This window comes from Fodinibius halophilus (assembly GCF_011059105.1).
Taxonomy (GTDB): Bacteria; Bacteroidota; Rhodothermia; order Balneolales; family Balneolaceae; genus Fodinibius; species Fodinibius halophilus.
In genome coordinates this window covers 93237-118913 of the sequence record NZ_JAALLS010000011.1, presented here as the reverse complement: position 1 = coordinate 118913, position 25677 = coordinate 93237, and the positions used below count along the sequence as shown (strand labels likewise).

The following is a 25677-nucleotide window of genomic DNA, read 5'->3' as shown; positions in this document are numbered from 1 at the left end:
AATTTATACGGATATTGGAAAAACTTCTATAATAGTCCCCTGTTCAAGCTTCTTCTTTTTGCTTAAGCTTTGTTTTATATGCCATGGCGTAGATTTTCATTTGCTTGACCATCGCAGCAAGTCCGTTCGACCGTGTCGGAGAAAGGTGCTCTTCCATTCCTATTTTTTTAATAAAATCAGGAGATGTTGAAATTATAGTATCCGGATCCTGACCGGAATAGAACCGAACCATAAGTGCTACCAACCCCTTTGTAATTGCAGCATCACTGTCGGCTTCAAAGATGACCTTTCCATTATCTAAATAGGTGTGCAACCATACCTGTGACTGGCAACCGCGCACTAAATTTTCTTCCACCTTATGCTCCTCATCAAGTGGATCAAGCTTGCGTCCCAAATCAATAATATGCTTATACCGCTCAGTCCAATCACTGAGGGCTTTAAACTCATTTATAATTTGTAGTTGTAACTCTTGGATATCGGCCATAGATAATAATAGATATTTATTTATACCATCTTAAAAATACAAATAAATATCTACAAATTAAGATTAGGCTTCCGTCTTTTTATACGCTTCATCGAGAGAAACAGCACAGCGAATACTACAAACTGTTTTCTTCTGATCATCCCATTGAGGTTTACAGTAATCGAGCACCTCAATGTAATTCCCGTCTTTAGAAAGCAGACGATATTCACAGGTAGAACTCTTCCCCTTTTGAACTTTTTTTAAGTGTGACCAATAAGTTTCTATATCATCTTCATGAACAAATTTCTCGGCAGTCCACTCTCCTACCACAGAATCTTTTGACAAACCGGTCACCTTCGAAAAGTCGTTTGAAAAACTTTGAAATACTGGCTTATTTCCCTCAAAAGCAACTTCATAGGTAAATTCAGACGCTTTTTCTACCATGCGTACATAGTTTAAGTTTCTCTTTTTCAGCGCATCCATTACCCGTTTCTTAAGCGAAATGTTCTGAAACTCTACACGTATCAAACGCTGATCTTTTAGGTCTAAAATTTGGGCATTGGCCTTCACTTGTATAGGTACACCACTCTTGTGTTTAAGAATACTTTTAAACTCTTCACCATCTGAGCCAATTTCGGCATCTGACCTTTCAAACCAGCCCGAAAGCATATGCATATACTTCTCCGGGAACAGGTCCCACGCTTTAACCCGCTTTAGCTCATCTTTACTATAGCCTACCAGCTCCCTAAACGACTTGTTAGCCATCACAATGTTGCCCTGAATATCGACATCTACCACCGTACGCTTCGACTGTTTACGCAAGCTATCAAACTCCAGTTTTTGATCTAACAGCTGCTCCTCGGCACGCTTTCGCTCTGTTATATCATGCTGATAGGATACCCAGTGTGTTATATTACCTTCCTTGTCTTTCAATGGGTGGATATCCCACTGATTAACAAACTCTGAACCATCTTTTTTATAATTTATGGTCTGTCCAAAAAAGGAACGCCCCTCTTTAAGGCGATTCTTCAACCTATTCAATACCGTTCGATCTGTCTTAGGCCCCTGTAAGATACGAGGTGTTTGGCCAATAACCTCCTCTTTTGAATAACCGGTCATCTTGCAAAACCCGTCATTTACATACACTATCTTGGGACCGGGTGCTTCCAGGCTAAGTTCTGTAATAAGTATGGAATCATAGTCACTGCGAATTGCAGACTCAAGAAGACGAAGCCGCTTGGTTTTCTCGTTGCGCTCTTCGATAAAATCCTCCACAACATCCTTAACTTTCTCGAAAGATTCTTCGTCTTTACACCACTTCTTGAGTTTGTTCAACTTATCTGACCACATACCTATAATGTACCTTAAACCTAATTATACGTTTTTTAATTATTTGCGAGGGACCTTTGCAAAACCAGGCAGCTATCCTGAATGTAATGAAGGATCTCCCTTTCAACGGTAGCAGATGGATACTGGAGATTCTTCGACAAGCTCAGAATGACGAAACCAAAGGTTTTGCAAAGCCCTCTGCGAGATAACCTCACCTGAAGCACTCAAGCTAACAACATTCCGGTCAACTATCATTCCAATTAATCTGGAATATTTTTTGTTTAGAATCAAATCCTAAAATATATTGTACTATAATAGTAGTATTTGGTCATAACTTACCACATTTATGAAGAACAGCTGTTCGTTAGTTATTATCGTTCTCTTAAGCCTGAGCGCTTGTAGCATGTTCAAATCGTCGATCAAACCCCTCCCAAAACCTGAAATGGTATTCATTGAAGGAGGAACCTTCATGATGGGAGATGTTATTGATAATGATGATCCCGATGCCACGCCCACTCACCGGGTCAAACTTCCTGACTTTAAAATTGGCAAATACGAAGTTACGTATAAACAATATGATGCTTTTGCCGGCAGAACGGAGCGCCCACTCCCCCCTTCCGATTCGTTAAAACGCGGAAACAGGGCCGTTACATACGTAAATTGGAAGGATGCAGAGGCCTTTTGCAACTACCACGGCTGGCGCCTGCCTACCGAACAGGAGTGGGAGTACGCCGCCCGTGCCGGAGGTAAAAAGATAAAATATGCAGGCACCAATAATGTAGACAGCTTATCGAAATATGCTCGATACGATAACAATAGTGCCCCCTATTCTTATCGAGTAGGCTCTAAAAAACCGAATAGTGCCGGCTTGTATGATATGAGCGGGAATGTGTTTGAGTGGATCGGAGGTTATTACCAGTTTTATCCCGACGAAGGTGAGAAGCCCAAATGGGACAGCCTGGGGGTACAATCCATTAAAGTAATGCGGGGCGGCAGCTTTCGTGAACCCAAATATATATCTGCAACCTACAAGCGAGTAGGCACCCTGCCGGAAGCAGAAGAGTATGATATTGGCTTCCGCTGTGTGGATCCGTTAGAAAACTAGTTTCCAAGAAATACCGAGACAAAGTCAGCACAACAATCTAGCAAGCTAAAAAAAGAAGGATCACGTTGTATCGTGACCCTTCTCCAACTTTCTGTCGGTGTAGGGTTTAGTTTAACCCATGACCTACTGTGACTACTATTTCAAAAGCAGCTTTGATATTGTGTTGAGCTGCATATTTGATGTCCCTTCGTAGATCTTACCAATCTTCGCATCACGATAAAATTTCTCTACAGGATACTCTTTCACATAGCCATATCCGCCAAAGAGATCTACAGCCTGTGAACTCACGCTTTCGGCTACCTCTGAGGCGTGATACTTTGCCATAGCCGCTTCTTTTAAGAATTTTTGACCATTCTCTTTCATTCGGGCTGCATTATAGACCAACAGGCGAGCAGTCTCAATATCAGTCGCCATCTTAGCCAACTGGAACTGGACACCCTGGAAATCTGAAATAGACTTTCCAAACTGCTCACGCTCCTGAGTATATTCAAGTGCTGCATCCAGCGCTCCCTGGGCAATACCAATCATCTGTGCTCCAATACCGATACGACCTTCGTTTAGCGTTTCAATAGCCACTTTATAACCTTTGCCTACTTCGCCCAGCACATTTTCTTTGGGCACTTTGCAATCTTCAAGGAGAATCTCACAGGTAGAACTCGCCCGAATGCCCAGCTTATTCTCTTTCTTTGAAACTGAGAAACCTTCAAAATCTTTTTCGACAATAAAAGCCGTAATACCCTTATAACCTGCATCGGCATCTACGGTAGCAAACACTAAGAAGATATCGGCTTCATTGGCATTGGTAATCCACATTTTTGAACCATTGAGCACGTAGTGATCACCTTCATCTTTTGCTGAAGCTTTCAAAGCAAAAGCATCACTGCCTGACCCCGCTTCCGACAAACAGTAGGCACCAACTTTCTCAGTAGCAAGCTGGGGCAGATATCGTTCTTTAATATCATCACTTCCAAAATTCAGAAAGGCATTATTGACAAGGGTATTTTGCACATCCATAAAAACCCCGACCGAAGCATCAACACGAGAGATCTGCTCAATAGCAACAATAGACATAAAGAAAGAACCGCCGCCTCCGCTATAACGCTCAGGGATCTCGATGCCCATCAATCCCATATCAAAAAACTCTTGCACCAGATCGGGATCCAGCTTGGCCTTCTCATCCATCTCATGCACTTTCGGCTTGATGGAGCTTTCTGCAAAATCGCGTGCAGCATCCCTAAGCATTTTCTCATCTTCGGTTAGCGTGGTTAGTGCGGGTACCTGTTGTTCTACCTGTTCCATAGAATAGCTTCCTTCATGTTCATAATTGTTCAAATTTCAGTGGCCCAATATAGTAATAAGTGAATAAAAAATCGGGGCAAAATTTGCATCTGGTGAAAAGAATATGCAAAACATTTTATCCGTTATACATTCTATATATAAATTTGGTCTCCGTCAGACTAAAAAAATCGCACTTCTTAGCCAACATGTTAGTAAAGTAAGAGTAAGGTCATTATTTTGATGAGCGAAAATTGTGATCAAAAAATTATTATGAGTGATTCCGACACGACGATAAAATCTCTTTTTGAGGAGTTTCCACCAACGCCTACTGATGAGTGGGAAGATGTTATCACCAAAGATCTTAACGGGGCAGATTATAAGGATAAACTTCGATGGGATACCGGCGAGGGCATCTCTCCACTCCCATTTTATCGCAGAGAAGATATGTCTGCTGTTGAACGCGAAGAAGCTATCCAAAAGCACTTTGCGGATGGCAACCCAAACGCATGGGAGATCAGAGTTCCTGTCTTTGCGGAGTCTGCAGAATCTGCCAATAAAGATGCGCATCACGCCCTGAACCGCGGAGCCGATGCCCTGCAATTCTATATGCGTGTGCAACGTACCGAGGGGGCCCTTGGTGGAGACCTGCGTGGCTTGCCTCTACAAAATCAGCACGATTTTTCAACGCTTTGCAGCGATATCTCCCTGGAAAATACGGCCCTGCACTTTGATACGGGCCTTGCTTCTGCTGCGGTACTGGGCATGCTCAACAATGAAATCCAAAAGCAGGGAAGCAGCCGTACTGACATCCGGGGCACCTTCTCTTATGATCCTTTTGTCTATATCCTTGAAAAGGGACAGTATCCCAAGGATAAAGAACAGCTGGAAGAAGAGATTTACGAGCTCAGATCCTTTACCACAAAAAGTTTACCAAGTGTGCGGCCACTCTGTATTGATGCACGCTTCTATCACAATACGGGTGCTACCATTGTTCAACAGTTGGCGTATGCTTTGGCAACTGCATCGGAATACCTTTCTTTATTAACAGAACGGGGACTTAGTGTCACGGATATTACTGCTGCACTTCATTTTAACTTCTCTGTCGGCTCCAGATACTTTTTAGAAATTGCCAAACTGCGAGCCATGCGCTTACTATGGAAAAACTTGCTGAACGCCTATGGAGACCGTTCAAAAGCGGAAGCATATCTACATTCTGAGACCTCACAGTGGAATAAAACGCTCTACGATCCCTATACCAACATGCTGCGTACTTCTACCGAGGGGATGGCCGCTGCTATTGCGGGAGCAGATGCGATGAGCATCCTCCCTTTCGATCAGCATTTTCGTCAGCCGAATCATTTTTCACAGCGTATCGCACGCAATCAACAACTTATCCTCAGTGAGGAATCACATTTAAATAAGGTGACAGATCCTTCGGCCGGCTCCTATTATATCGAAAAACTTACTGATTCCATCGGACGAAAGGCATGGACCTTATTTCAGGAGATTGAGAATGAGGGGGGACTATTTCAATCTATAGAAAATGGCACCGTTCAATCTGCGATACACGAAACGCAACAAAGAAGAGATCAGGAAATTGCGTGCCGGGGACGAACATTTGTGGGGACAAATCAATATTCAAATGCCGATGAAGAGATGGCAGATAAAAAAGGAAGTCCCCGCCGGTCGGTCTCTCTTGATACCAGCGACAGTGAGATAGACCTGGATAATGACAATCTCCTTGACAGCTTATCAACAGCTTTTAAAGAAGGTGCAAAACTGGGAGATATTGCTCCCGACCTTTTCGATTTCGGGAGACATAAAATTAGAACAGTCGCTCCATACCGAGGGGCAGTTGCCTTTGAAAAGCTGCGGCTGGCAACGGAAAATCATTCGTTTACGCCACAGGTTTTAACGCTTCCGCTGGGTCACAAAAAATGGCGTAAAGGGCGCTCTACCTTTTCAGCAAACTTCTTTGGATGTGCCGGCTACAATATTGAAGAACCTATCGGTTTTGAAGATGTGGAAGCTGCCCAAAAAGCCGTGAAGGAACAGCAGCCCGATATTGCAGTCCTTTGCAGTTCTGATAAAGAATACAACGACCTGGTACCTGCTATTTGTGAGGCTTTTAGCAAGCTGGAAAAACGACCTATTCTTGTGTTGGCAGGCTATCCGAAAGATAAGATAGAGGATTTTAAAGAAGCAGGAATTGACGACTTTATCCACGCAAAATGCAATGTATTGGAAACACTCAAACGCTTTCAAAATAAACTTGATATAATTGAAAATTAGGAATTAGGAATTTGTTCATCCTTAATTCTTAATTCCTAAATCCTAATTATTATGAGACCTGATTTTTCCGAGATATCATTTACCTCAGACTTTGACTCCGACAAGTCCACAAACGGCGAAAACTGGGAAACCCCGGAACAAATTCCCGTAAAGCCCCAATTCGATGCCTCTGATATTGAAGAGTTTGAGCACCTGGATTATGCGGCAGGGATTCCTCCCTATCTCCGCGGGCCCTATTCTACGATGTACACTTTTCGTCCGTGGACAATACGCCAATATGCCGGTTTCTCTACCGCCGAAGAATCCAACGAGTTTTATCGCAAAGCCCTGGCCCAGGGACAAAAAGGATTGTCGGTGGCCTTTGATCTTGCCACCCACCGGGGCTACGACTCCGATCATCCCCGTGTTTCCGGAGATGTAGGGAAAGCCGGTGTTGCTATCGATTCAATTCTAGATATGAAAGTGCTCTTTGACCAGATTCCACTTGATGAGATGTCGGTATCGATGACGATGAACGGGGCCGTTATCCCGATTATGGCCTTTTATATTGTCACCGCTGAAGAACAGGGGGTATCCAAAGAAAAGCTGGCCGGCACCATACAGAACGATATCCTCAAAGAGTTTATGGTGCGCAATACCTACATCTATCCGCCGCGCCCCTCCATGCGTATTATTGGTGATATTTTTGAGTATACATCCCAACATATGCCAAAATTTAACTCCATCAGTGTGAGCGGCTATCACATGCAAGAAGCCGGGGCCACCTGCGATATTGAATTGGCCTACACTTTGGCCGATGGACTTGAATACTTGCGCAAGGGAATAGATGCAGGGCTTAATGTTGATGATTTCGCTCCGCGGATCTCCTTTTTTTGGGCTATTGGGATGAATCACTTTATGGAGATCGCTAAAATGCGTGCTGCCCGACTTCTATGGGCTAAACTGGTAAAACAATTCGACCCCGAAAACCCCAAGTCGATGTCCCTGCGTACGCACAGCCAAACTTCCGGATGGAGCCTTACCAAGCAAGATCCTTATAACAATGTAGCGCGTACTACTACGGAAGCAATGGCCGCGGCACTGGGGCATACCCAATCCCTGCACACCAATGCCCTTGATGAAGCTATTGCCTTGCCCACCGATTTTTCTGCACGTATTGCCCGTAACACACAGATCTACCTGCAAGAAGAAACAGGTATCACCAAAGCGGTAGATCCCTGGGCCGGATCCTATTATGTAGAGTACCTTACCGGGCAAATTGCCCGTCGGGCCTGGGAGCTCATCGAGGAAGTAGAAGAACTGGGCGGTATGGCCAAAGCCATTGAAACGGGCGTACCCAAAATGCGCATCGAAGAAGCCGCAGCACGAAAACAGGCTCGTATCGATTCGGGACAAGAAACTATTGTGGGCGTCAACAAATATCAGCTTGACAAAGAAGAGCCGATTGATATTCTTGAGGTTGATAATGAAAAGGTACGTAAGAAGCAGATTGCACGACTTGAAAAATTACGTGCCGAACGCAATGAGGACGAAGTTACTTCAGCTCTCAATGCCATAACCCAAGCGGCAGAAAGTGGAGATGGAAATCTCCTTGAACTGGCCGTCGATGCAGCCCGTAAACGAGCCACGCTCGGTGAAATTTCCGATGCGATGGAAAAAGAGTTCGGGCGCTACAAAGCAACCGTAAGATCAGTATCAGGCGTGTATTCTTCAGAAATTGATAAAGACGAAAACTTTAAAAAGGCCCAACAGCTGGCCGACGATTTTGCCGAACTGGCAGGTAGGCGTCCCCGTATTATGGTCGCAAAAATGGGGCAGGATGGTCACGATCGCGGAGCAAAAGTCATCTCTACCAGCTTTGCCGACCTCGGCTTTGATGTTGATATCGGTCCACTATTCCAAACCCCCGAAGAAGCTGCACGACAAGCGGTAGAAAATGATGTCCATATCTTGGGCGTTTCGAGCCTGGCAGCCGGACATAAAACTCTAGTTCCCCAGGTTATTGATGAACTTGAAAAACTGGGCCGCGATGATATTATGGTAATTGTGGGTGGGGTTGTCCCTGAACAAGATTATGAGTTTTTATATAATAAAGGAGTTGTTGGTATTTTTGGTCCGGGTACGGTGATTTCCCTTGCCGCTCAACAGATTTTAGAGATATTAATCGATAGTCAAAAGTAAATGAAAATTTGAATAAAGCTTTCCGGTTGTCTAACACTTGGAAAGTGTAACGTTAACTGAATGGATACGCTACAATCAAAAACTTCTTTTGAAGAATGGACAGAACAAAAGTCTAATGGTCGTTTTACAAACTGGCTTAAAGCAATACATCAAGAGAAATGGGAGTCTGTCATAAATCACCGTTTTACCAATGAACTGGGAGAAGAATCTTTGGATAAAGATACATTCAGCCAATACTTGGTACAAGACTATGCGTTTGTTGATCAACTGGTAAAACTTATCGGCCATGCCATTGGTACCGCTCCCTCACTGGAGGATCGGATTCCCTTGGTCAATTTTTTGGGGCAAGTAACCAGTGAAGAGAATACCTATTTTCAGCGATCTTTCGAGGCTTTAGATATCCCTGAAAAGGATCAAACTGATCCACAACTACTGCCGGCAACGAAAAAATTTCAACAGCTCATGGCCGAGGCAGGACGATCATTAAATTATGCCAACATAATTACAGTATTTATTGTTGCTGAATGGAGCTACCTAAGCTGGGCCAGCCGGATATCAGAACGTTCTTATTCAAAGTTTTATTTTGGTGAATGGGTTAGCTTACATGCTAATCCCGAATTCCGTTCATTTGTGGACTGGCTACGAAATCAACTTGATCAAATTGGTCCAACACTTTCTACAGAAAGACAGCAGGAAATTTCAGAATTATTTGAACAATCACTGGATTGTGAACAAGCATTTTTTGATAGTGCTTATTTATAAAAACCATAATATCTGTCGAACCATCTCCCCTTGAGGGGAGTACTTCGGCTGGGTTTTGAGCCGAAGGGTGGGGTGTAAAACCTCATTTTAGTCTAACATACACCTCCCACCCAATCCCGAAAACCCACGGGCTCGGGCCCCCTCCTCGAGGAGGGATAAATTTTATCTCCCCTCGGAGGGAAAAGTCGCCTCGCGACAGATGGGTGTCCATTTACTAATCATGATGTCGAAAAACAAAATAATCCCATATAACCCTGAGCTTAAAAAGTTGGCGAGAAACCTCCGGAAGAATATGACTCATGCCGAGGTGCTATTATGGCAAAGAATCAGGAGAAAGAGGTTGGGCTATCAATTCCATCGTCAAGTACCCATACTTGAGTTTATTGTTGACTTCTACTGCCATGAATTAATGCTGGCTATTGAGGTAGACGGTGGTGTTCACCAACATCCCCAGGCTAGTACCGAAGATTTAGAGCGACAACAAAAAATAGAATCCTATGATATACATTTTCTTAGATTCGATAATAAGGAAATTAAACAGGATATTGATTCTGTAGTTCAAATAATTGAAAATTGGATAAAACTTAATACCTAAAACCATCTCCCCTTGAGGGGAGTACTTCGGCTGGGTTTTGTGCCGAAGGGTGGGGTGTCAAACCTCACTTCTATTTAAACATACACCTCCCGCCCAATCCCGAAAACTCACGGGCTTGGGCACCCTCCTCGAGGAGGGATAAATTTTATCTCCCGTTTTTGGGGAGTATATATAAGTTTTTGTAATGCCTGAAAACTCAGATCCAAATAACGATTCTTCACTTTCCGTCAACAAAGGAGTAGATCAAAATAACTCCATTAATACCAAGGGATTGGACCGTTTTAAAAACAAACGAAAGTCCCTAGGTCTTGAGGATTATGTGAACGGTATCAAAAGCGGAGACCGTACCATTCTCAGCCAGGCAATCACCCTTATTGAGAGTACCAAAGCCTCAGACAGGGAGCTGGCCCAGGATATTATTGAAGAGTGTTTGCCTGATACCGGAAATTCTATCCGTATTGGTATTACCGGGGTACCCGGCGTTGGCAAAAGCACCTTCATTGAATCATTGGGGAACCACATCATAGAACAGGGAAAGAAGTTGGCGGTGATGGCCATTGACCCAAGCAGCACCCGAACCAAAGGCAGCATACTGGGCGATAAAACGCGCATGGAGACCCTTGCTACCAACGACGATGCATTCATCCGCCCCTCGCCCACGGCGGGCTCTCTGGGCGGCGTAGCACGAAAAACACGCGAAACGATCTACCTTTGTGAGGCGGCCGGATATGATACCATCTTTATTGAAACGGTAGGCGTGGGCCAATCAGAAACGGCTGTACATTCTATGGTCGATTTCTTTCTGCTGTTAATGCTGGCCGGGGCCGGTGATGAACTGCAGGGTATCAAAAGAGGTATTATGGAGATGGCTGATACCATTGCCATTAATAAAATTGATGAAGCCGCAGAAAAGACAGTCACCCAGGCTGTTCGGGAGTATAAAAATGCTTTGCATCTCTATCCCGAAACGAAATCCGGCTGGTCGCCGGAGGTAACAACCTGTTCGGCCTTAACCGGGAAAGGGATCGAGGAAATTTGGGACATCATCCAAAAGTACATGAAACTCACCAAAGAAAATGGCTATTTCCAAGATAAGCGCAACCGCCAGGCCAAACACTGGATGTATGATACCATTAGCAATAAGCTGACTGACCATTTCTATGATAACCCCGATGTAAAAAAACAAAAACGATCCATAGAAAAAAAGGTGTTAGAAGGGAAACTTAGCTCTTTTAAGGCAGCCCAAATGCTGCTAGATCTCTACTTTAAGAGTATCAAGTAGTTTGGTTAGCGGTTAAAAACTGGAGCAAGGTGCTCTATTACATTTGTTCAATCTCTATGATTCGCCGGACGACAACCCCAGTCGCCCGACGAAAGGTAGGAGAACATATGTTTTAAATCTGGGGGTCTGGGGGAATCGCGGGAAAACCCAGCTTCATAGCAACTGAAGAGATAGAGCAACGCCCTAACTCATTTCTTTAACTAGTACAAAATCTACGATTCCCCCAGCAGTTTTTTCGTTCTTCCAGCTTTGCTGGTCCGACTTTCGGCGGATGCTGGCAAAAAATGGACAACACATATACTGGTAATTTCTATCAGCTACATACCAATATACTCTCACAAATCGTAAACAGACATCAATATGGGAAACAATCCTTGTTATCTTTGTTAAATCAATAGCCCAACCCTCCGCCGGAGGAGGCTTTTTCTTGCCTTTTAGATTCTACACGAACCAAGAAAGGGAGACTGCCGCGGTCTTCCGGAAAATAACCGGAATCCCTCGCAGTGACACTGCTTTTAAATTTTGAAATCAACGCCCGTCATTGCGCGGTGCCCCGTTTTTGCGGGGAGGAGTACCGTGGTTTGACGGTACGACGTGGCAATCTCTCTGAAACGATTGGTTAGTAGATGAAGGCTGACTTTATATTTTACGCGAACTTCTTCAAGGAGATCCGCCGTAGGGCGGATGACATTGCTTTTGCTAAGGAAAGGAATACCCCAAAGGTTATTGCCTTTATGATTCGCCGGACGACAAACCCAGTCGCCCAACGAAAGGTAGGAGTTCGGATAAAACAATAAAGGTGACCGCTCATATGAGCAGCCACCTTTATACTTTGAGTTCGCCCTACTGTATGTTACATCGTTCTCAGCTCCACATCTCCGTCATCGATATCAATTTCAATGCGAGCCTCTCCACCAAGCAATCGGTATAACGAACGTCGTTCATCCCGGTCCAACTCTTCAAAGGAGTTATCTGTTCTGATGCCAGCATTATCGTGACGGATATCAAACTGACCCCCTCCTCCAGTAATATTCAGCTCAAGGTCTCCGTCATCGAAATCAAAAATGTAGAGTCCATCATTGGCGAGTGAGGTTGTGATATCTACTTCTCCATCATCCAAGTACGCATCAATTTCATCAAAATTTCCCTGTCGCACATACATATCACCGTCATCCATCCTTAATTTAAGGCTCCCCCGAGTTTGATCCATACGAATACTGCCATCATCGATATCGAAACTAAAATCGTCACCGGTCATATTGCTCAGATCCAGATCTGAATCGTCGGCATTCACAGAAAAGCTGCCTTGGATATCTGAAATTTCATAATCGTCATCATCCCCCTGCAGATCTAAAGATATATCGGAAGGCACCTCTAACGTAATTCTATACTCTTCTTCTACACTGCCGAATAAAAGTCGAAACTCTTCAGAATTTTTTTCTTGTATATAAAGATCTCCTCCTCGTTCCTCTACTTCGATATCAAATTCTCCACGAGATCCTAACTTCCACCCATCCACATCAATATTGCGATAAACTACCAAGTGTACACTGGAACGGTCAGAACCCTCAATAGTCACCTCTGCATCATCACTGCTCAGGTGAACTGTTCCGCCAGAATTAACCTGATATTCTCTGTCGAGATTAAAAACACCGTCCTGCGCATAAACGGCATTTGCCATTATTAACGTAGCTGCCAAAAGAAATAAAAGCTTCAATATTTTCATGGGAATACTGATCTGTTTTAATTGTTAGTCAGCATACCATTACGAGAGCAAGAGAAAATTGTTATGAATTTTGAAAAAAGAATTAGCTCAAGTTAAGCTCGGACTGGCTGGGAGAAAATGCTACCTCGTCATCTTCGATCTCCTGCTCACCCAGTGCTTCATTCATTTCACTGCGCAACTTCTGTATGGTAAGTCCACTGGTAAGTGAACCGTTGCGGGCAATAGATATGCGCCCGGTTTCTTCGGATACCACCACTACAAATACATTGTTGGTTTCGGTAATTCCTACCGCTGCCCGGTGACGGGTCCCAAACACAGAAGAAATATTCTGATTTTGAGAAATAGGTAAATAACAGCTGGCCGCCACCATTCTGTTATTTCTGATGACCACGGCCCCGTCATGCAGGGGCGTATGTTTATTAAAGATCGTCTGCAGTAACTGGCTGTTCACTTTGGCATCCAGCTTAACCCCCACATCTACCAAGTCTTGTAGTGAAGAGCTGCGGGCAAAAACGATAAGCGCCCCCGTTTTTGACTGCGCCATCGTACGTACCGCATCAATTACTTCATCGATAATGGTATCAGGATTGGAGCGGACAAAAAGGCGATCCAAGTTGGTGTTTTGTCCCAGCCTATAAAGCAGCTTGCGTATTTCAGGTTGAAAAATGATAAATACAGCCAACACCCCTACATCCAAAATACCGCGCAGAATAAAATTTATAGTGGTAAGGCCCGCTGCACTCACTACTGCGTTGATCACAATAATAAAGACCAGCCCAACAGCCGCCTGGATGGCAAAGGTCCCCCGTATCCATCGGTACAAATAAAAAAGTACCATGGTAATAATCAGAACTTCGATAAAGTCCTTAATACCAAATTCCAGGAAACCTATGGGAATCAATGGGGATACCTCGATTAACTAAATATTCTTTAAAAGAATATAACGATAATTTGGAGAAGTTTTTTGCGGTACTTCAATAAATAAAATAGCAGGCACTGAATAAAGAATTTCCCCAAAACTACTACTATTCTTTATCAGTAATAGCGTTATAAACCAGTAATGAATCGTGTGCTTCCCTCACGTCATGAACTCGTATTATTTTGGCCCCTTTTCTCATTGCATCATAGTGCAGAGCTACCGTACCGGTAATGCGTCCCTCCGTTGGACGATCATTAAGAATGGTACCGAGCATAGACTTTCGGGAAGCCCCAACCATAATGGGATGACCTAAGGCTTTAAACGTTTCCAAATGAGCAAGCAACTCCAGATTGTGGTCCAACGTTTTCCCAAAACCGATACCCGGATCTATGATAATCTGCTTAAGCCCTTTTTCTTTCGCCCGCTCCAACTGCTCATCAAAAAATCGGTATATATCATTCACAACGTGCTCATAAGTGGGATCTTCCTGCATATTCTTAGGATCTCCCTGTGAGTGCATCATAATATAGGCTGCATTATATTTCACACAGAGATCAACAAAGCGAGGCTCTTTTTTCAGTCCACTTATATCATTTATAAAGTGCGTACCCAGCTTAAGAGCTTGCCGGGCCACCTCGTATTTCGTGGTATCCACAGAAAAAAGGGTATCAGGGAATTGCGGAATAGCTTTTTCAAGAATGGGAATTACCCTATCCAGCTCCTCTTTTTGAGCAACAGGGTCAGAACCCGGGCGTGTAGACTCACCGCCCACATCAATAATATCAGCCCCCTGCAATATCATCTCCTGGATGCGTGCCATCGCATCTTTCACCTGGTTAAACCGGCCGCCATCAGAAAAAGAATCAGGCGTGGCGTTGAGAATCCCCATTATGTGAGGAGTAGAAAGGTTGATCGTTTTATCTCTAAGATCTAATTGATAGGAGGAGACACCCTTACTCATCATAAATCATCAGTTATTGGTTAATGGTTATTAGGTCACACCAATAACCATTAACTGGTAACAAAATTAGCCCCAGCTTTCTTCGAGATGTTCGAGCTTTTCTTCGACTTCGGCCCATTCATCGGCATCTTCCATCTCTTCTGTGGTTTGGTTGATAATGTGATCAGCCCACTCTTCGGCCAGCTGCTCATTTAAATCAATATAATGCTCCCACTCCATGGGTACTTCATCATCAGGATAGATCGCTTCTACCGGACATTCAGCCACACAAGCATCACAATCAATACATTCTAGCGGATCTATCGTCAGGAAGTTAGGCCCTTCCCGAAAAGCATCAACAGGGCATACTGCTGCACAGTTTGTATACTTACAGTTGATGCACGGTTCTGTTACTACGTAAGCCATCAGGTTCTTCTATTCTGTTGCTGTTTTAAATTTGGACTAAATATCTCGGCTTCATCGGATAGATGCAACGTTTATCGGCAAGAAACCTTAATTTAGAAGCACTCTAACGCTATCGACGGAACCATCGTTCTGCGTCGGCTCAGTACCCATGAGATGATTAATTAATTCATAAATATGGATGTTTTGAAATGCTTCTACTTCTGCTCCACTTTTGAAGGCGGGACCTCGTGCAAGGAATAAAGCCTGCATCTCTTTATTGTTATTATCATATCCGTGGGTAGCGCGGGGCAATGAGTTTAAAAACCGCTGCTCATATTCTTCATCCAGAATGGTGTATCCCAACTCAGCCACCATCACAATATCTTCTACGCGCCGGTGATTTTTAAGATGATAGCGCTCGGGCAGATCCTCTTTCTTATACACTTTGTAATTATTTTCGGCGGATTTAAGCCCCCGGTAAACCTCCTCTTTTTTACCATTTTTCGGCTCAATCATCGTCATTGGCCCCCAAATAACCCGACCGGTATTCTCCATGTTAATAATATTATCTAACCGGATGAGTTTATCGGCCGACTGGTTTACCATGCCGTGATCCGAAACGATTATAATATTGGTATTCTCCCATAGGCTACTTTTCTCCATCTGCTGTTTTAGATAGCCCATAAGACGGTCGGCACGCTTGATAGCCTGCTTTACGGAATCAGATTTCGTGCCGTAACGATGTCCCTTGCTATCTACATCACTGTAATAAAGTGTAGCAAAGTTCACGACTCTATCACCGGGTGCTGCCATCCATTTAATAACGGTATCAATACGTGCTTTGCCGGGCATATCATCGTTATACCTTTTCCAATGGGTGGGGCGCATCCCCTGTATATCGGCTTCGGAACCTACCCAGAACATCGTGCCGGTTTTAATACCCTGCTTTTCGAGCGTATTCCAGATCGGCTCTCCCCCATACCACTTGCCATTTTCTACGGCCTCGCGATCCCGAATGCGATACCACTCCTCCCACTTGGGATCGTACATAGTGTTCCCTATGAAACCGGTGTTTTCGGGATACAGCCCCGTGGCTATGGAATAGTGATTGGGAAAGGTTTTAGTGGGGAAAACGGGGATTAATCCTTCGGCCTGAACTCCACCGGCAGCTAGCGTATCAAAATTTGGGGTATCGGCCTTATGCAGATAGTTGTGGCCAAAACCATCAAAAGAAATCAGCAGTGTTTTTGGGGGGTTGGGTTGCTGTTCACTACTACACCCCAATAAACCAGTACATACTGCCAATAGTAAGATGGTAAGTAAACGTCGTTTCATAAACCGTGTAATCGTTTTCAAAACTTCAATTTAAGCAAAATCACTTTCGTCTAAAGATAACGCATTATCTGTGGTATTACATCTCAGCTTTGTGAAATCATTTTAAAATAAAAAAGGGCAGCCCGAATGGACTGCCCTATAAAATCAAACTATTGGCAACTCGTTAGAATGAATAACGAAGACCAATCTGCATCTGCCATCTGGAACCAAGGTTGCTCGTACTATAAATTCGATCCTCAGAAACTTCATCAGGATTAAAGGAAATAATAGGTTTACCTGTTGCATTATCATATTCCTTAATTGTCCATGGCTGATAAGTATTATAGGATACATACTCACGCTTACCCCAATCCTCATTCAAGAAATTCAACACATTAAACATGCTGGCGGTAATCTCCACCTTTTGTCCACTAAATGTTTCAATTTCTTGATTAATCCGTAAATCAAGGAAATTAGACCAAGGAGCACGCGCAGATCCTCTCGGAACAATCTCACCACGGTAATCATTCAATGAAGAATTGCTGGCAATAAAGTCATTCATTTCATTCCAATTATTAGACTCTAAGATTATTTCATCTTCAGAAGCCGGAACATAGACAAGGTCGTTTTGATATCGACCATCTCCAGAATCACCATTGGCATTACCATCATATATCCAACTAAAGGGTGCCCCTGAGTGACCATCGTAAATAACAGAAACTGTTGTTCTGAAACGATCAGCCCAAGAGAAAGTATATCCAACATTCGCTAAAATGCGGTGACGCTGTTCAAAATATGACGTCCCAATTCGAGGATCATTTTTATCCTTAGCCTCATTATATGTCCAGTTAGAAATAGCCCGACTTGAAGTACCATTATTTACATTCTCTGAACGATTATAGGTGTAAGAGACATTTGCTCTCAACCCCCAATCGAACTGTTTATTCAACTCACTGGTAATAGTATAATTGTATCCTTTATCCGTATTATCCAATACCAATGCATTAGTAAACCTTTGATCTACATATGCAGGATTCTCAGAGGCATTATTATATCGTCCCTCAAAGACAGTTCCATACATTGGACGCCCGTATATTGAAGTGCCCACTTGCTCAAGATTTATGTCTCTATAAACAACAGCATTTATTGATTTAGAATAGACACCCTCCAATGTTGCAGTAACACCATACGGAAGATCCTGATCTACAGCTAAATTAAACTTAGCGGCCTGAGGATACTTAAAATCTTTTTCAATCAAGTTAACCTCAGTTGTTTCAACTGATGGTAACCCATTACTACCACCAGGCTTAGGTTGGTTATTTGGATCTGGACTAAAGAACCCATCACCCCAATTAGCTTCCCAAAAACCAGCAGATACACGTCCATAGTCAGCACCAGTATTACTGTACTGGTTGGAAATCCATACAAATGGAGGTGTTCCAGAGAAGATTCCTGCCCCACCACGAATTTGTGTAGTGTACTCTCCAGTTTCTGGAGCCCAGTTAAAACCGAAACGGGGGGACCAGAGAATGTTTCCACTTGCTACACGATCTGTACTATATCCAGGAAACGCATCAGGTACATCTGGATTATAAGTAGGATCATCAGGCATAATGGGGACATCCACACGCAAACCAAAGGTAAGCTTTAAATTCGGCTGTACGGTCCACTTATCTTGCACATACGCACCCAATTGAAGAGCATTAAACTCAGCTGCCCGATTACCATCATCAAGGAGATAACTATAATTATAGTAAGTGGGATTACCTCTTTCGAACATTTCAACTGCACTTACATAATTGGGATCACCAGGTTCTCCTATTGGTTCAAATGAATAATTCCCAAAATCATCTTGAACAAAGAGATTTCTAAATTTAAAAATCTGGTTACTGGTACCAATAGTAAATTCGTGGTTTCCGCGGATGTAGGTGAAGTTATCCGTAATTTCGATCAAATCTTGATCCAAAGCATTCGCCTGAGAAAATCGATCAATTCCCATTAAAATATTACCGGTATCACCACCGTCTTCTAACGGGACCTCAATACTTACTTGAGGAAATGGATCTGCAACCACATCTCTTGAATCTCGAATACGAGTATATACCGCGCGGAAGGTATTGGATGTATTATTGCCAAAGCTACTGTTTAACTCAGCTACATATGAATTTTGCGTACTATTGAAGTTGTACTGTCGATTAGAAAAACTATAAGATGACGAACCACGACCGATACCTTCATTGTCCGTTGCATCCACATAATTGTATCGAAAAGTTAACTTGTGCTCCTGGTTAATGTTCCAATCAATTTTAGCAAGAATCTTATTATTATCCTGTTTCTGGTCAAGGTTATTCCCAAAACTTCCAGGATTATAATTATATTTGTTTTGTGCGATATTTTGAATTTCAGAAAAGGTTGAAGCAGGAACATCAAAACTATTATCCTGACTACTTCCCATAATTCCACCTGTAATGGGAGCCGTTTCCCGTTTAAACTCTCCATTTACAAAGAAGAAAAGTTTATCTTCAATAATAGGACCGCCCAACGTGAGGCCAAGGTATTTTTCATCAAATGTTTCTATATCTTCAGAAGTCTGGCCATCCTCTGTGATATAGTTTCCAACAAACCTCTCATTGTGTAGTTGGTAGTAGGCAGAACCGGTAAAGGTATTGGTACCACTCTTTGTAACAGCATTAATTTGTCCACCGGTAAAGTTATTATTGGTAACTTCAAAAGGAGCTATATCAACATTAAACTCTTCGATAGCATCAATACTAATTGGCGAACTAACACCAGCCTGACTTCCGGGAGTACCTTCACCTAAGCCAAAGACATCATTCAAAGTTGCACCATCAACCAATAAGTTATTAAAACGGTCATTATCTCCACCAAAACTTCCACCGCCAGTAGCTTGCGGAGTCAATCGGGTAAAATCACCCAGCGAGCGAGATAAAGTCGGCGTTTGGTTCATGTCTTCACTACTAATATTCGTTCCGGCACCTGTCCTGTCACGGTTAAACGTTTCATCAACCTGAGCAACTACAGAAATTTCATCAAGAGCCAACTGTCCTTCTGCTAAGGTGAAATTTACCTCAATGGTCTCTCCAAGTTGAACATTAGGAACTTCCTTTTTCTTAGCATCAAAACCAACAAAAGTAACTTGAATTTGGTAAGGCCCACCAACACGTACACTGTTAAATGTGAACTTGCCATTTGGGCGTGTTGCCGTACCATAACGCGAACCAGTTGGTTGATGTATAGCTACAACATTTGCACCAGGCAATGGTTCACCTTCTGTATCAACAACCGTTCCCTCTATGGAACCGGACGTTATACCTTGGGCAAACATTACCATTGGGAGCAGCAATACTGCAACCAGAATAGATAAGTAACGTTTCATAATCGATAGATATGTTCGTTTAAATTAGTGATTTGATAAGTGAATCAATTCTTAACCACTCATGGGCTTTTTACATGCTTTAACCTTTTAAGCATATAATCTGAGATTGGAAGCTGAAATAAACAACCTACCATCCCTTTTCCCAGAGCGATATAAAAATAAAAAATCTAAGATTAGCATACTGTTAACTCTGAAATACCGAAATACGGTTTGCAGCTAGTTAACAGTGTTATCCTTCTCGGAGTGCTTTTTCTTTGAGCATCAACAAATACTCTTGTTTTACCCCCAAAAAGTATAACAGGTATATCACAACAAATAAAAGCTGAAGCTTGATAACTCCCACTTTTTGGTATGACCGAGCCGAGGTTGTTACAGTATCATCTATGATAGAAAAAGCATAACTTTCTTTAATCCTCCGTACAATTTCATTGTCCTCCATCAGTAAATGATCTTCTCTGAAACCATCAATGGAGAAGAAGTGCTCCCTTTTAATAAACAAGCTTTGATCTCCAAACCGAAAGGCATCAATATCGAACTTTGTGAACCAGGCATAACTCTGTAACAACCAGTGGTTATGATCAAAAGCCAACCTAAAGCAACCGGCCGGTGCTTTTTGGGTTACCGTATTTATTATCTTTTGATCGAAATCTTGGGGAGGCACACTGTCAGCATGTAAAAAATAGAGTATATCAGCGGTCGCTTGCCTGGCCCCATAATTCATTTGAGCCGCACGTCCTTTTTGGGGAGATACAAAAACGGTTGCAGAGGTCTGCTGAGCTATGGCCTCTGTATTATCTGAGCTCCCCCCATCAACTACAATAACTTCATTAACAGATAATCCGGCCCTCTCTCTAACTGTTTTTATTGTTCGGTCAATACATTCCTCCTCATTATAAGCCGGAACAATTACACTTATCTTCATTGACTCTGTAGGTTTAAGGAAGATTCCTGTAGATCTTTTTCAGTGTCAATATCGTTCAACTCACTTAAAACTTCATAAGTCATATCCAGCTTTTTAATGCGATATATAGTCTCCTTAAAAACTTGCGACGTGCTCCATTCTATATTTTCGAAAAGGCCGGGAAGATACTCTTTCATCCCCAACAAATAATACCCACCATCTTTTGAGGGACCAATCACTACATCAACATTTTGCAAGGTCCTAAATGCTTTTCTTAAATGCTTTTCTTTCAGCTCTGCACAGTCACTCCCGATAAGTACCACCTGTTCAAAGCCTTCTGAAAAAGCATGTTGAAATGCATGGCTCATTCGTTCTCCCAGACCATTGCCTTGTTGCAATTTCTTTTCAAAATAATCTTCGTTCCACTCGTCATTGTGATCAATATAATCGGAGTACCACAGTTGCCTGGCGCACGTAATTTTCTTTGCCCTTTGTCTGGTTAACTGCAATAATTGGTGATATACACGGCATGCAACATCGGCGCCAACCGTTTTAGCTAAGCGGGTTTTAACCTTACCCACCTCTGGATTTTTTACAAACACAACTAACACGTTTTTCTGTGAATTATTCATATACCAAGCTTTGTTATAATAGCATTCAAACAACGGCAGGCATCTCTATTTAATTAACGAAGCGTCCCGTGCTCAGGGTACGGAACATTATACCTGCTAAACAATTTAATTGGACTAATGATCCAGCATATATCTTACTAACTAATTCTGAAAATAATTACTTCAATTATGAAAAAGCTACTTATTGTAACAGTACTGTCAGCCTTTCTAGTCGTTTCTCTAAATAATATCTCAGCTGCCCAAGATGCTGATAAAGATCTTGGAATTGGATTCATCGTTGGTGAACCTACTGGCCTTAGCTTAAAAACCTGGACTGGCGGCGGTAATGCCATAGACGCCGGAATGGCTTGGTCTTTTGGGCGATATGAAGCCATTAACATACATGCCGACTATCTATGGCATAATTACGAAACATTTAATGAAATTGATTCAGGTACCCTTCCTATCTACTATGGTATTGGCGGCCGAGTAGTTTTAGGGGATACTGACCTCATCGGCGCCCGAATTCCCGTAGGGTTAAATTATCTGCTGGAAGATTCACCCATAGGTTTTTTCTTTGAGGTTGTTCCCGTAATCAATATAGCTCCTGAAACCAGCTTCGACGTGGATGGCGGTATAGGCGTACGACTTTATCTTTAAGTAACCGATACTGGACTTTTGGTCAACATATTTTAAAAAGCTCCTTAATATATGAATACAAGGGATGCTTGACGGCATCCCTTTTTATATTAATAGCTGAGTCCCTTCTTTAGCGAGCTCAATAGTATTAAAATACGGCGCATATTCTCGCTGTAATTTTTCATCAAGATCAGCCAACACCCTATCTGTAGAATCAGGATCATGATGAGTTATAAATAGATTCTTCACGTTTGCCTGTCGGGCAAAATCAACAACAACCTCCCAGGCCGAATGCCCCCACCCATGTTTTCCTTCATACGATTCAAGATCATACTGTCCGTCGTGAACTAAAATATCGGCACCCTCAAAGAAACTCATCAACCGACTGTAATACTCTTTTCCTGCTTTAATAGCTTCCGGGTCAAGTTCATTATCCGGGCAAAAAATTATCGTATGACCGTTACATTCCAGCTTATAAATAGCAGTATTAGTAGTATGGTTAGCCAGCATGTACTCCATACTATATCCCTCATATTCAATTTCCTCCGGGGGCTGAGTTATATATTTGAGGTTGGCATCAATCATCTCCAGCGTTACCGGGAAAAATGTTTTCGTCAAATGCCCCGATAAAATCTCTTTGCACCCGCCGTCTTCTTGTTGGGGCATGTGAATCTCAAACTGATTATTGGAACCATAAATAGGTTTGAAGAAAGGAAAGCCCTGGATATGGTCCCAGTGGGGATGAGTAATAAATATCCGTCCCCGAACTTTTCCGTTGCCATTTATAGTATTCCCTAAATTGCGAATACCGGTGCCGCTGTCAAGTATCAGCACTTCATCGGATTGTGGAATATCCACTTGCACACAGGTGGTATTGCCCCCGTAGACCATATTTTCTTTATTCGCACAAGGGGTTGACCCACGGACGCCCCAAAAAACAATGCTTATCTGATCATTCTTATCGCCCATGCAATTCCTTTGGAAGTTAATCAATTACAACAAGACAGGTCATCTATTCATATTTGTTGACCTATTTTTTTAAAAAAAGCCCTAACCTTGATACAAGAAGGACACATTCGTTAATTGTTGTAAAAATAGCGGAACCAATAAGAAAAGCAAATTTTCCCCATTAAGCCGACGCCTCACGGATATCTTCCATTTGGTCTGTTAGCTCCTCCATTTTTTGCTTTTTCTGTTCGATCTCTTGCTCGAGGTTTTCAATCTTATTTTCGACCTCGTCCAACAAACTATTGCCCCCATTACTAGGCTTAAAATATGTTTTTTTCTCTTCGTATTGCAGAACCTCTTTCTCTAAACTGCGGACCTCTTTTTTAACTTTTTTATACTCCTTCCGCAATTCTTGAATTTGGTTACGTTCTTCAGGGTTCAAATCTGCCTTAGCCAACTCTTGGTCAAATTTATCACCTGACTTAGCTGCCCGCATCCGATCATAAATGACGTCACAGACCTCCCGGTACTGTTTCCACATTTTATTTTTTTGCTTTATGGGCACATAACCTACGTTTTTGAATTTCTCTTGGAGCCCTTTTGCAATCTCAACAGCCTCAATAGGATCTTCGTGGCGACCGAGCTCTCGAAGCTCTTCAAGAATCTCTTTTTTCTTTTCCAGGTTTTCTTTTCGCTCTTCTTTTACTTCTTTGAAGTGTTCTCGACGGCGATCGTAGAACTCATCCATAGCCCCTTTAAACTTCTTCCATATCTTGTTGGACTTTTTCCGGGGTACAGGTCCAATCTTTTTCCAGCGATCCATATAGCTCTGCATTTGCGAATGCCCTTTTTCAAAGTCATCCGTATCTTTAATAGCATTTGCTTTATCGATCAGCTCCAGCTTTTGCTGGTAATGCTTCTCTTCAAGCTCTTCAATCTTATCCCGATTATTCGCTTTTTTCTCATTAAAAGCATCCGTCGCTTCCTTAAAGCGATTCCACAATTTATCTTCTGTTCGTTGCGGCAAGTTACCCACCTTCTTCCACCGGCGATGCAACTTATTAATCTTTCGGGCAGCAATAGCCAGATCTTCTTCTTCAAGAAGTGCTTCGGCCTCTTTACAGAGCTTCTCTTTTTTATGATAAAAGCGATCTACCTTACTCTGATGTTCGGGATCATGCTTATATTTTTGATCGTAATACTTATCCTGGGCAGCCTTATAACGCTCCCATACATTATTAGCCTTATCTTTGGGAACACGGCCAATCTTTTTCCACTGTTTGGTAAGATCTTCAAACTTCTCTTCCAGCTCATCCCACTCGGTGGTTTCGTGATTAATAGAACCGGCCACCTTTTCCATCTTCTCAAGAACCGTCAGCTTTAGCATCAGGTTATCTTCTTCTTGTTGCCGCTTTTGTACCAGCCGATCTACCTTATGCTCATTAAAGATTTCGAGCAACTCTTCAAAACGCTCGTCCAACTCATCACCTTTACCGGAAGGAAGCGGCCCCGTACTATTCCACTGTTGCTTTATCTGTCCTACACGCTTGGTAGCCGTCCAGGTTTCGTTAGAAACGATGCCTTCAAACTCTTTAAGCAGTTTCTTTTTAGTCTCTAAATTCTGTTGCCGCTTCTCTTTCTGTTTAGCATAGTGCTCTTCCTTCCGCTCCTCAAATTTATCGACCGTTTTGTTAAACTTTTGGAAAAGCTTTTTAACTTTATCAGAATCGGTATCAGGACCGTCGGCCCATTTGTGGCTAAGATTGTCGAATTCTGCAGACACATACGACCAATCGGTTTGCTGGGCAAGCTCTTGGGCTTTATTAACAATATTCTTATAAAATGTTACAGGGTCTTCATCAGCCTCCTCATCTGTTGACTCGTCGCTCCCCTCATTTTCGGCTTTAGCAGCTGCTTCTTCAGGCTTTTCATCTTCGTCAGTAGAATCGTCTTCTGTTTCTACTTCTTCAGCTCCCGTCTGATCAGTAGATTCCTGTGATACTTCCTCAGACTCTTCGTGTTCAGCTTCTTTAGATTCTACTTGATCTTCAGCTACTTCTTCTGCAGCAGCTTCAGCTTCATCCTCACTTTCATCTTTATCAGCTACTCCTGCATCTTCAATACGATTCAGCAAACTACCAAAATCTCCAATACCTATCGTAGCCTGAACTTCTTTTTGCAGAGAGTCTAGCAACTCTTCTGTTACCTCTTGACCAGAAAGGGCCTGCTCAACCTTCTCTTTTAATGCAGCAAAGGTCTCCTCAAGTTCAGCAATTTTGTCTTTAACTTCATCGGCCGGGACCTCACATAATTTCTTCTGATCTCCCTGTAATCCCTTTTTCAGAAAAAGCTCATTATTTTCAGTTAAAAATACGTCTTCATCCTCGTACAAGTATTCGGATGTCTTTTCGTTTTCTTCCATAGTAGTATTCACAGAAACCTCTGTTGTAGCTCTTGGCAATTCTGATTTAACGCTAGATGCTTATAACGATTAACTAAGATAATATTTCTAGAGAACTTATTACAATTCGTATACGAATAACAATATCAGCTTAGCAAAATCCCCTCCAGGCATAACAGGGAACACCTT

22 protein-coding genes are annotated in these 25677 nt (G+C 42.6%); 8 read left to right on the top strand and 14 right to left on the bottom strand.

Annotated elements, in window-relative coordinates; translation table 11 throughout:
- Positions 1–43 precede the first annotated feature (43 nt).
- Both G3569_RS10020 and G3569_RS10015 read right to left on the bottom strand, forming a co-directional pair.
- The gene (locus G3569_RS10020; protein WP_165268676.1) at positions 44–484 is read right to left on the bottom strand and encodes a SufE family protein; all 441 of its coding nucleotides are present in this window, start codon (positions 482–484) and stop codon (positions 44–46) included.
- A gap of 63 nt (positions 485–547) precedes the next feature.
- Entirely contained in the window at positions 548–1813 is a 1266-nt protein-coding gene (locus G3569_RS10015; protein WP_165268674.1) for a PAS domain-containing protein, read from the bottom strand.
- Between the two features lie 56 nt (positions 1814–1869).
- Here G3569_RS10015 and G3569_RS18765 point away from each other — a divergent pair, with 56 nt between their 5' ends.
- A complete protein-coding gene (locus tag G3569_RS18765; protein ID WP_276611341.1) occupies positions 1870–2001 on the top strand; it encodes a hypothetical protein in 132 nt (43 codons plus the stop codon).
- A 233-nt stretch (positions 2002–2234) separates the two neighbouring features.
- Positions 2235–2897: a formylglycine-generating enzyme family protein gene (locus G3569_RS10010; RefSeq protein ID WP_165268672.1), complete on the top strand. Its 663-nt coding sequence runs from the start codon at positions 2235–2237 to the stop codon at positions 2895–2897.
- A 135-nt stretch (positions 2898–3032) separates the two neighbouring features.
- Here the strand turns inward: G3569_RS10010 and G3569_RS10005 are convergent, their stop codons facing one another.
- Positions 3033–4196 (bottom strand): acyl-CoA dehydrogenase, encoded by a 1164-nt coding sequence (locus G3569_RS10005; protein ID WP_165268670.1) that lies wholly within the window; start codon positions 4194–4196, stop codon positions 3033–3035.
- A gap of 249 nt (positions 4197–4445) precedes the next feature.
- On the opposite strand from G3569_RS10005, the gene G3569_RS10000 reads away from it, so the two are divergent.
- The 5 genes from G3569_RS10000 (at position 4446) to meaB (ending at position 11287) form a co-directional block, all read left to right on the top strand.
- Positions 4446–6467: a methylmalonyl-CoA mutase family protein gene (locus G3569_RS10000; RefSeq protein WP_165268668.1), complete on the top strand. Its 2022-nt coding sequence runs from the start codon at positions 4446–4448 to the stop codon at positions 6465–6467.
- A gap of 51 nt (positions 6468–6518) precedes the next feature.
- Positions 6519–8648: a methylmalonyl-CoA mutase gene (scpA, locus tag G3569_RS09995; protein ID WP_165268666.1), complete on the top strand. Its 2130-nt coding sequence runs from the start codon at positions 6519–6521 to the stop codon at positions 8646–8648.
- A 60-nt stretch (positions 8649–8708) separates the two neighbouring features.
- Complete coding sequence (locus G3569_RS09990) at positions 8709–9410, top strand: TenA family protein (protein ID WP_165268664.1); 702 nt, start codon at positions 8709–8711, stop codon at positions 9408–9410.
- A gap of 220 nt (positions 9411–9630) precedes the next feature.
- Positions 9631–10005, top strand: coding sequence for an endonuclease domain-containing protein (locus G3569_RS09985; RefSeq protein ID WP_240894682.1), 375 nt, complete (start codon positions 9631–9633; stop codon positions 10003–10005).
- A gap of 184 nt (positions 10006–10189) precedes the next feature.
- Positions 10190–11287 (top strand): methylmalonyl Co-A mutase-associated GTPase MeaB, encoded by a 1098-nt coding sequence (gene meaB / locus G3569_RS09980; RefSeq protein WP_165268662.1) that lies wholly within the window; start codon positions 10190–10192, stop codon positions 11285–11287.
- A gap of 515 nt (positions 11288–11802) precedes the next feature.
- Here meaB and G3569_RS09975 read toward each other — a convergent pair.
- From G3569_RS09975 to G3569_RS09935, 9 genes are all read right to left on the bottom strand, one after another.
- Positions 11803–12081 carry a hypothetical protein gene (locus G3569_RS09975; protein ID WP_165268660.1) on the bottom strand — a complete coding sequence of 93 codons (279 nt, stop codon included), beginning with the start codon at positions 12079–12081 and terminating at the stop codon, positions 11803–11805.
- Between the two features lie 59 nt (positions 12082–12140).
- The gene (locus G3569_RS09970; RefSeq protein WP_165268658.1) at positions 12141–13013 is read right to left on the bottom strand and encodes a DUF4097 family beta strand repeat-containing protein; all 873 of its coding nucleotides are present in this window, start codon (positions 13011–13013) and stop codon (positions 12141–12143) included.
- Between the two features lie 82 nt (positions 13014–13095).
- Complete coding sequence (cdaA, locus tag G3569_RS09965) at positions 13096–13914, bottom strand: diadenylate cyclase CdaA (RefSeq protein ID WP_165268656.1); 819 nt, start codon at positions 13912–13914, stop codon at positions 13096–13098.
- Positions 13915–14038: 124 nt separating this feature from the next.
- A complete protein-coding gene (gene folP, locus G3569_RS09960; protein ID WP_240894681.1) occupies positions 14039–14896 on the bottom strand; it encodes a dihydropteroate synthase in 858 nt (285 codons plus the stop codon).
- Positions 14897–14959: 63 nt separating this feature from the next.
- Positions 14960–15298, bottom strand: a complete 339-nt coding sequence (locus G3569_RS09955) for a DUF3470 domain-containing protein (RefSeq protein WP_165268654.1) — start codon at positions 15296–15298, stop codon at positions 14960–14962.
- Positions 15299–15385: 87 nt separating this feature from the next.
- Positions 15386–16612 carry an alkaline phosphatase family protein gene (locus tag G3569_RS09950; protein WP_165268652.1) on the bottom strand — a complete coding sequence of 409 codons (1227 nt, stop codon included), beginning with the start codon at positions 16610–16612 and terminating at the stop codon, positions 15386–15388.
- 163 nt (positions 16613–16775) lie between these two features.
- Positions 16776–19988: a TonB-dependent receptor gene (locus tag G3569_RS09945; protein WP_165268650.1), complete on the bottom strand. Its 3213-nt coding sequence runs from the start codon at positions 19986–19988 to the stop codon at positions 16776–16778.
- 229 nt (positions 19989–20217) lie between these two features.
- On the bottom strand, positions 20218–20910 hold the full coding sequence (locus tag G3569_RS09940) for a TIGR04283 family arsenosugar biosynthesis glycosyltransferase (RefSeq protein ID WP_165268648.1): 693 nt from the start codon (positions 20908–20910) through the stop codon (positions 20218–20220).
- Entirely contained in the window at positions 20907–21521 is a 615-nt protein-coding gene (locus G3569_RS09935; RefSeq protein ID WP_165268646.1) for a TIGR04282 family arsenosugar biosynthesis glycosyltransferase, read from the bottom strand. The genes G3569_RS09940 and G3569_RS09935 overlap by 4 nt, the downstream gene beginning before the upstream one ends.
- 168 nt (positions 21522–21689) lie before the next feature.
- Here G3569_RS09935 and G3569_RS09930 point away from each other — a divergent pair, with 168 nt between their 5' ends.
- Positions 21690–22160, top strand: a complete 471-nt coding sequence (locus G3569_RS09930; protein WP_205720123.1) for a hypothetical protein — start codon at positions 21690–21692, stop codon at positions 22158–22160.
- An 84-nt stretch (positions 22161–22244) separates the two neighbouring features.
- Here G3569_RS09930 and G3569_RS09925 read toward each other — a convergent pair whose 3' ends face one another.
- Positions 22245–23108 (bottom strand): MBL fold metallo-hydrolase, encoded by an 864-nt coding sequence (locus tag G3569_RS09925; RefSeq protein WP_240894680.1) that lies wholly within the window; start codon positions 23106–23108, stop codon positions 22245–22247.
- Positions 23109–23268: 160 nt separating this feature from the next.
- The gene (locus tag G3569_RS09920; RefSeq protein ID WP_205720122.1) at positions 23269–25509 is read right to left on the bottom strand and encodes a DUF349 domain-containing protein; all 2241 of its coding nucleotides are present in this window, start codon (positions 25507–25509) and stop codon (positions 23269–23271) included.
- Between the last annotated feature and the right edge of the window lie 168 nt (positions 25510–25677).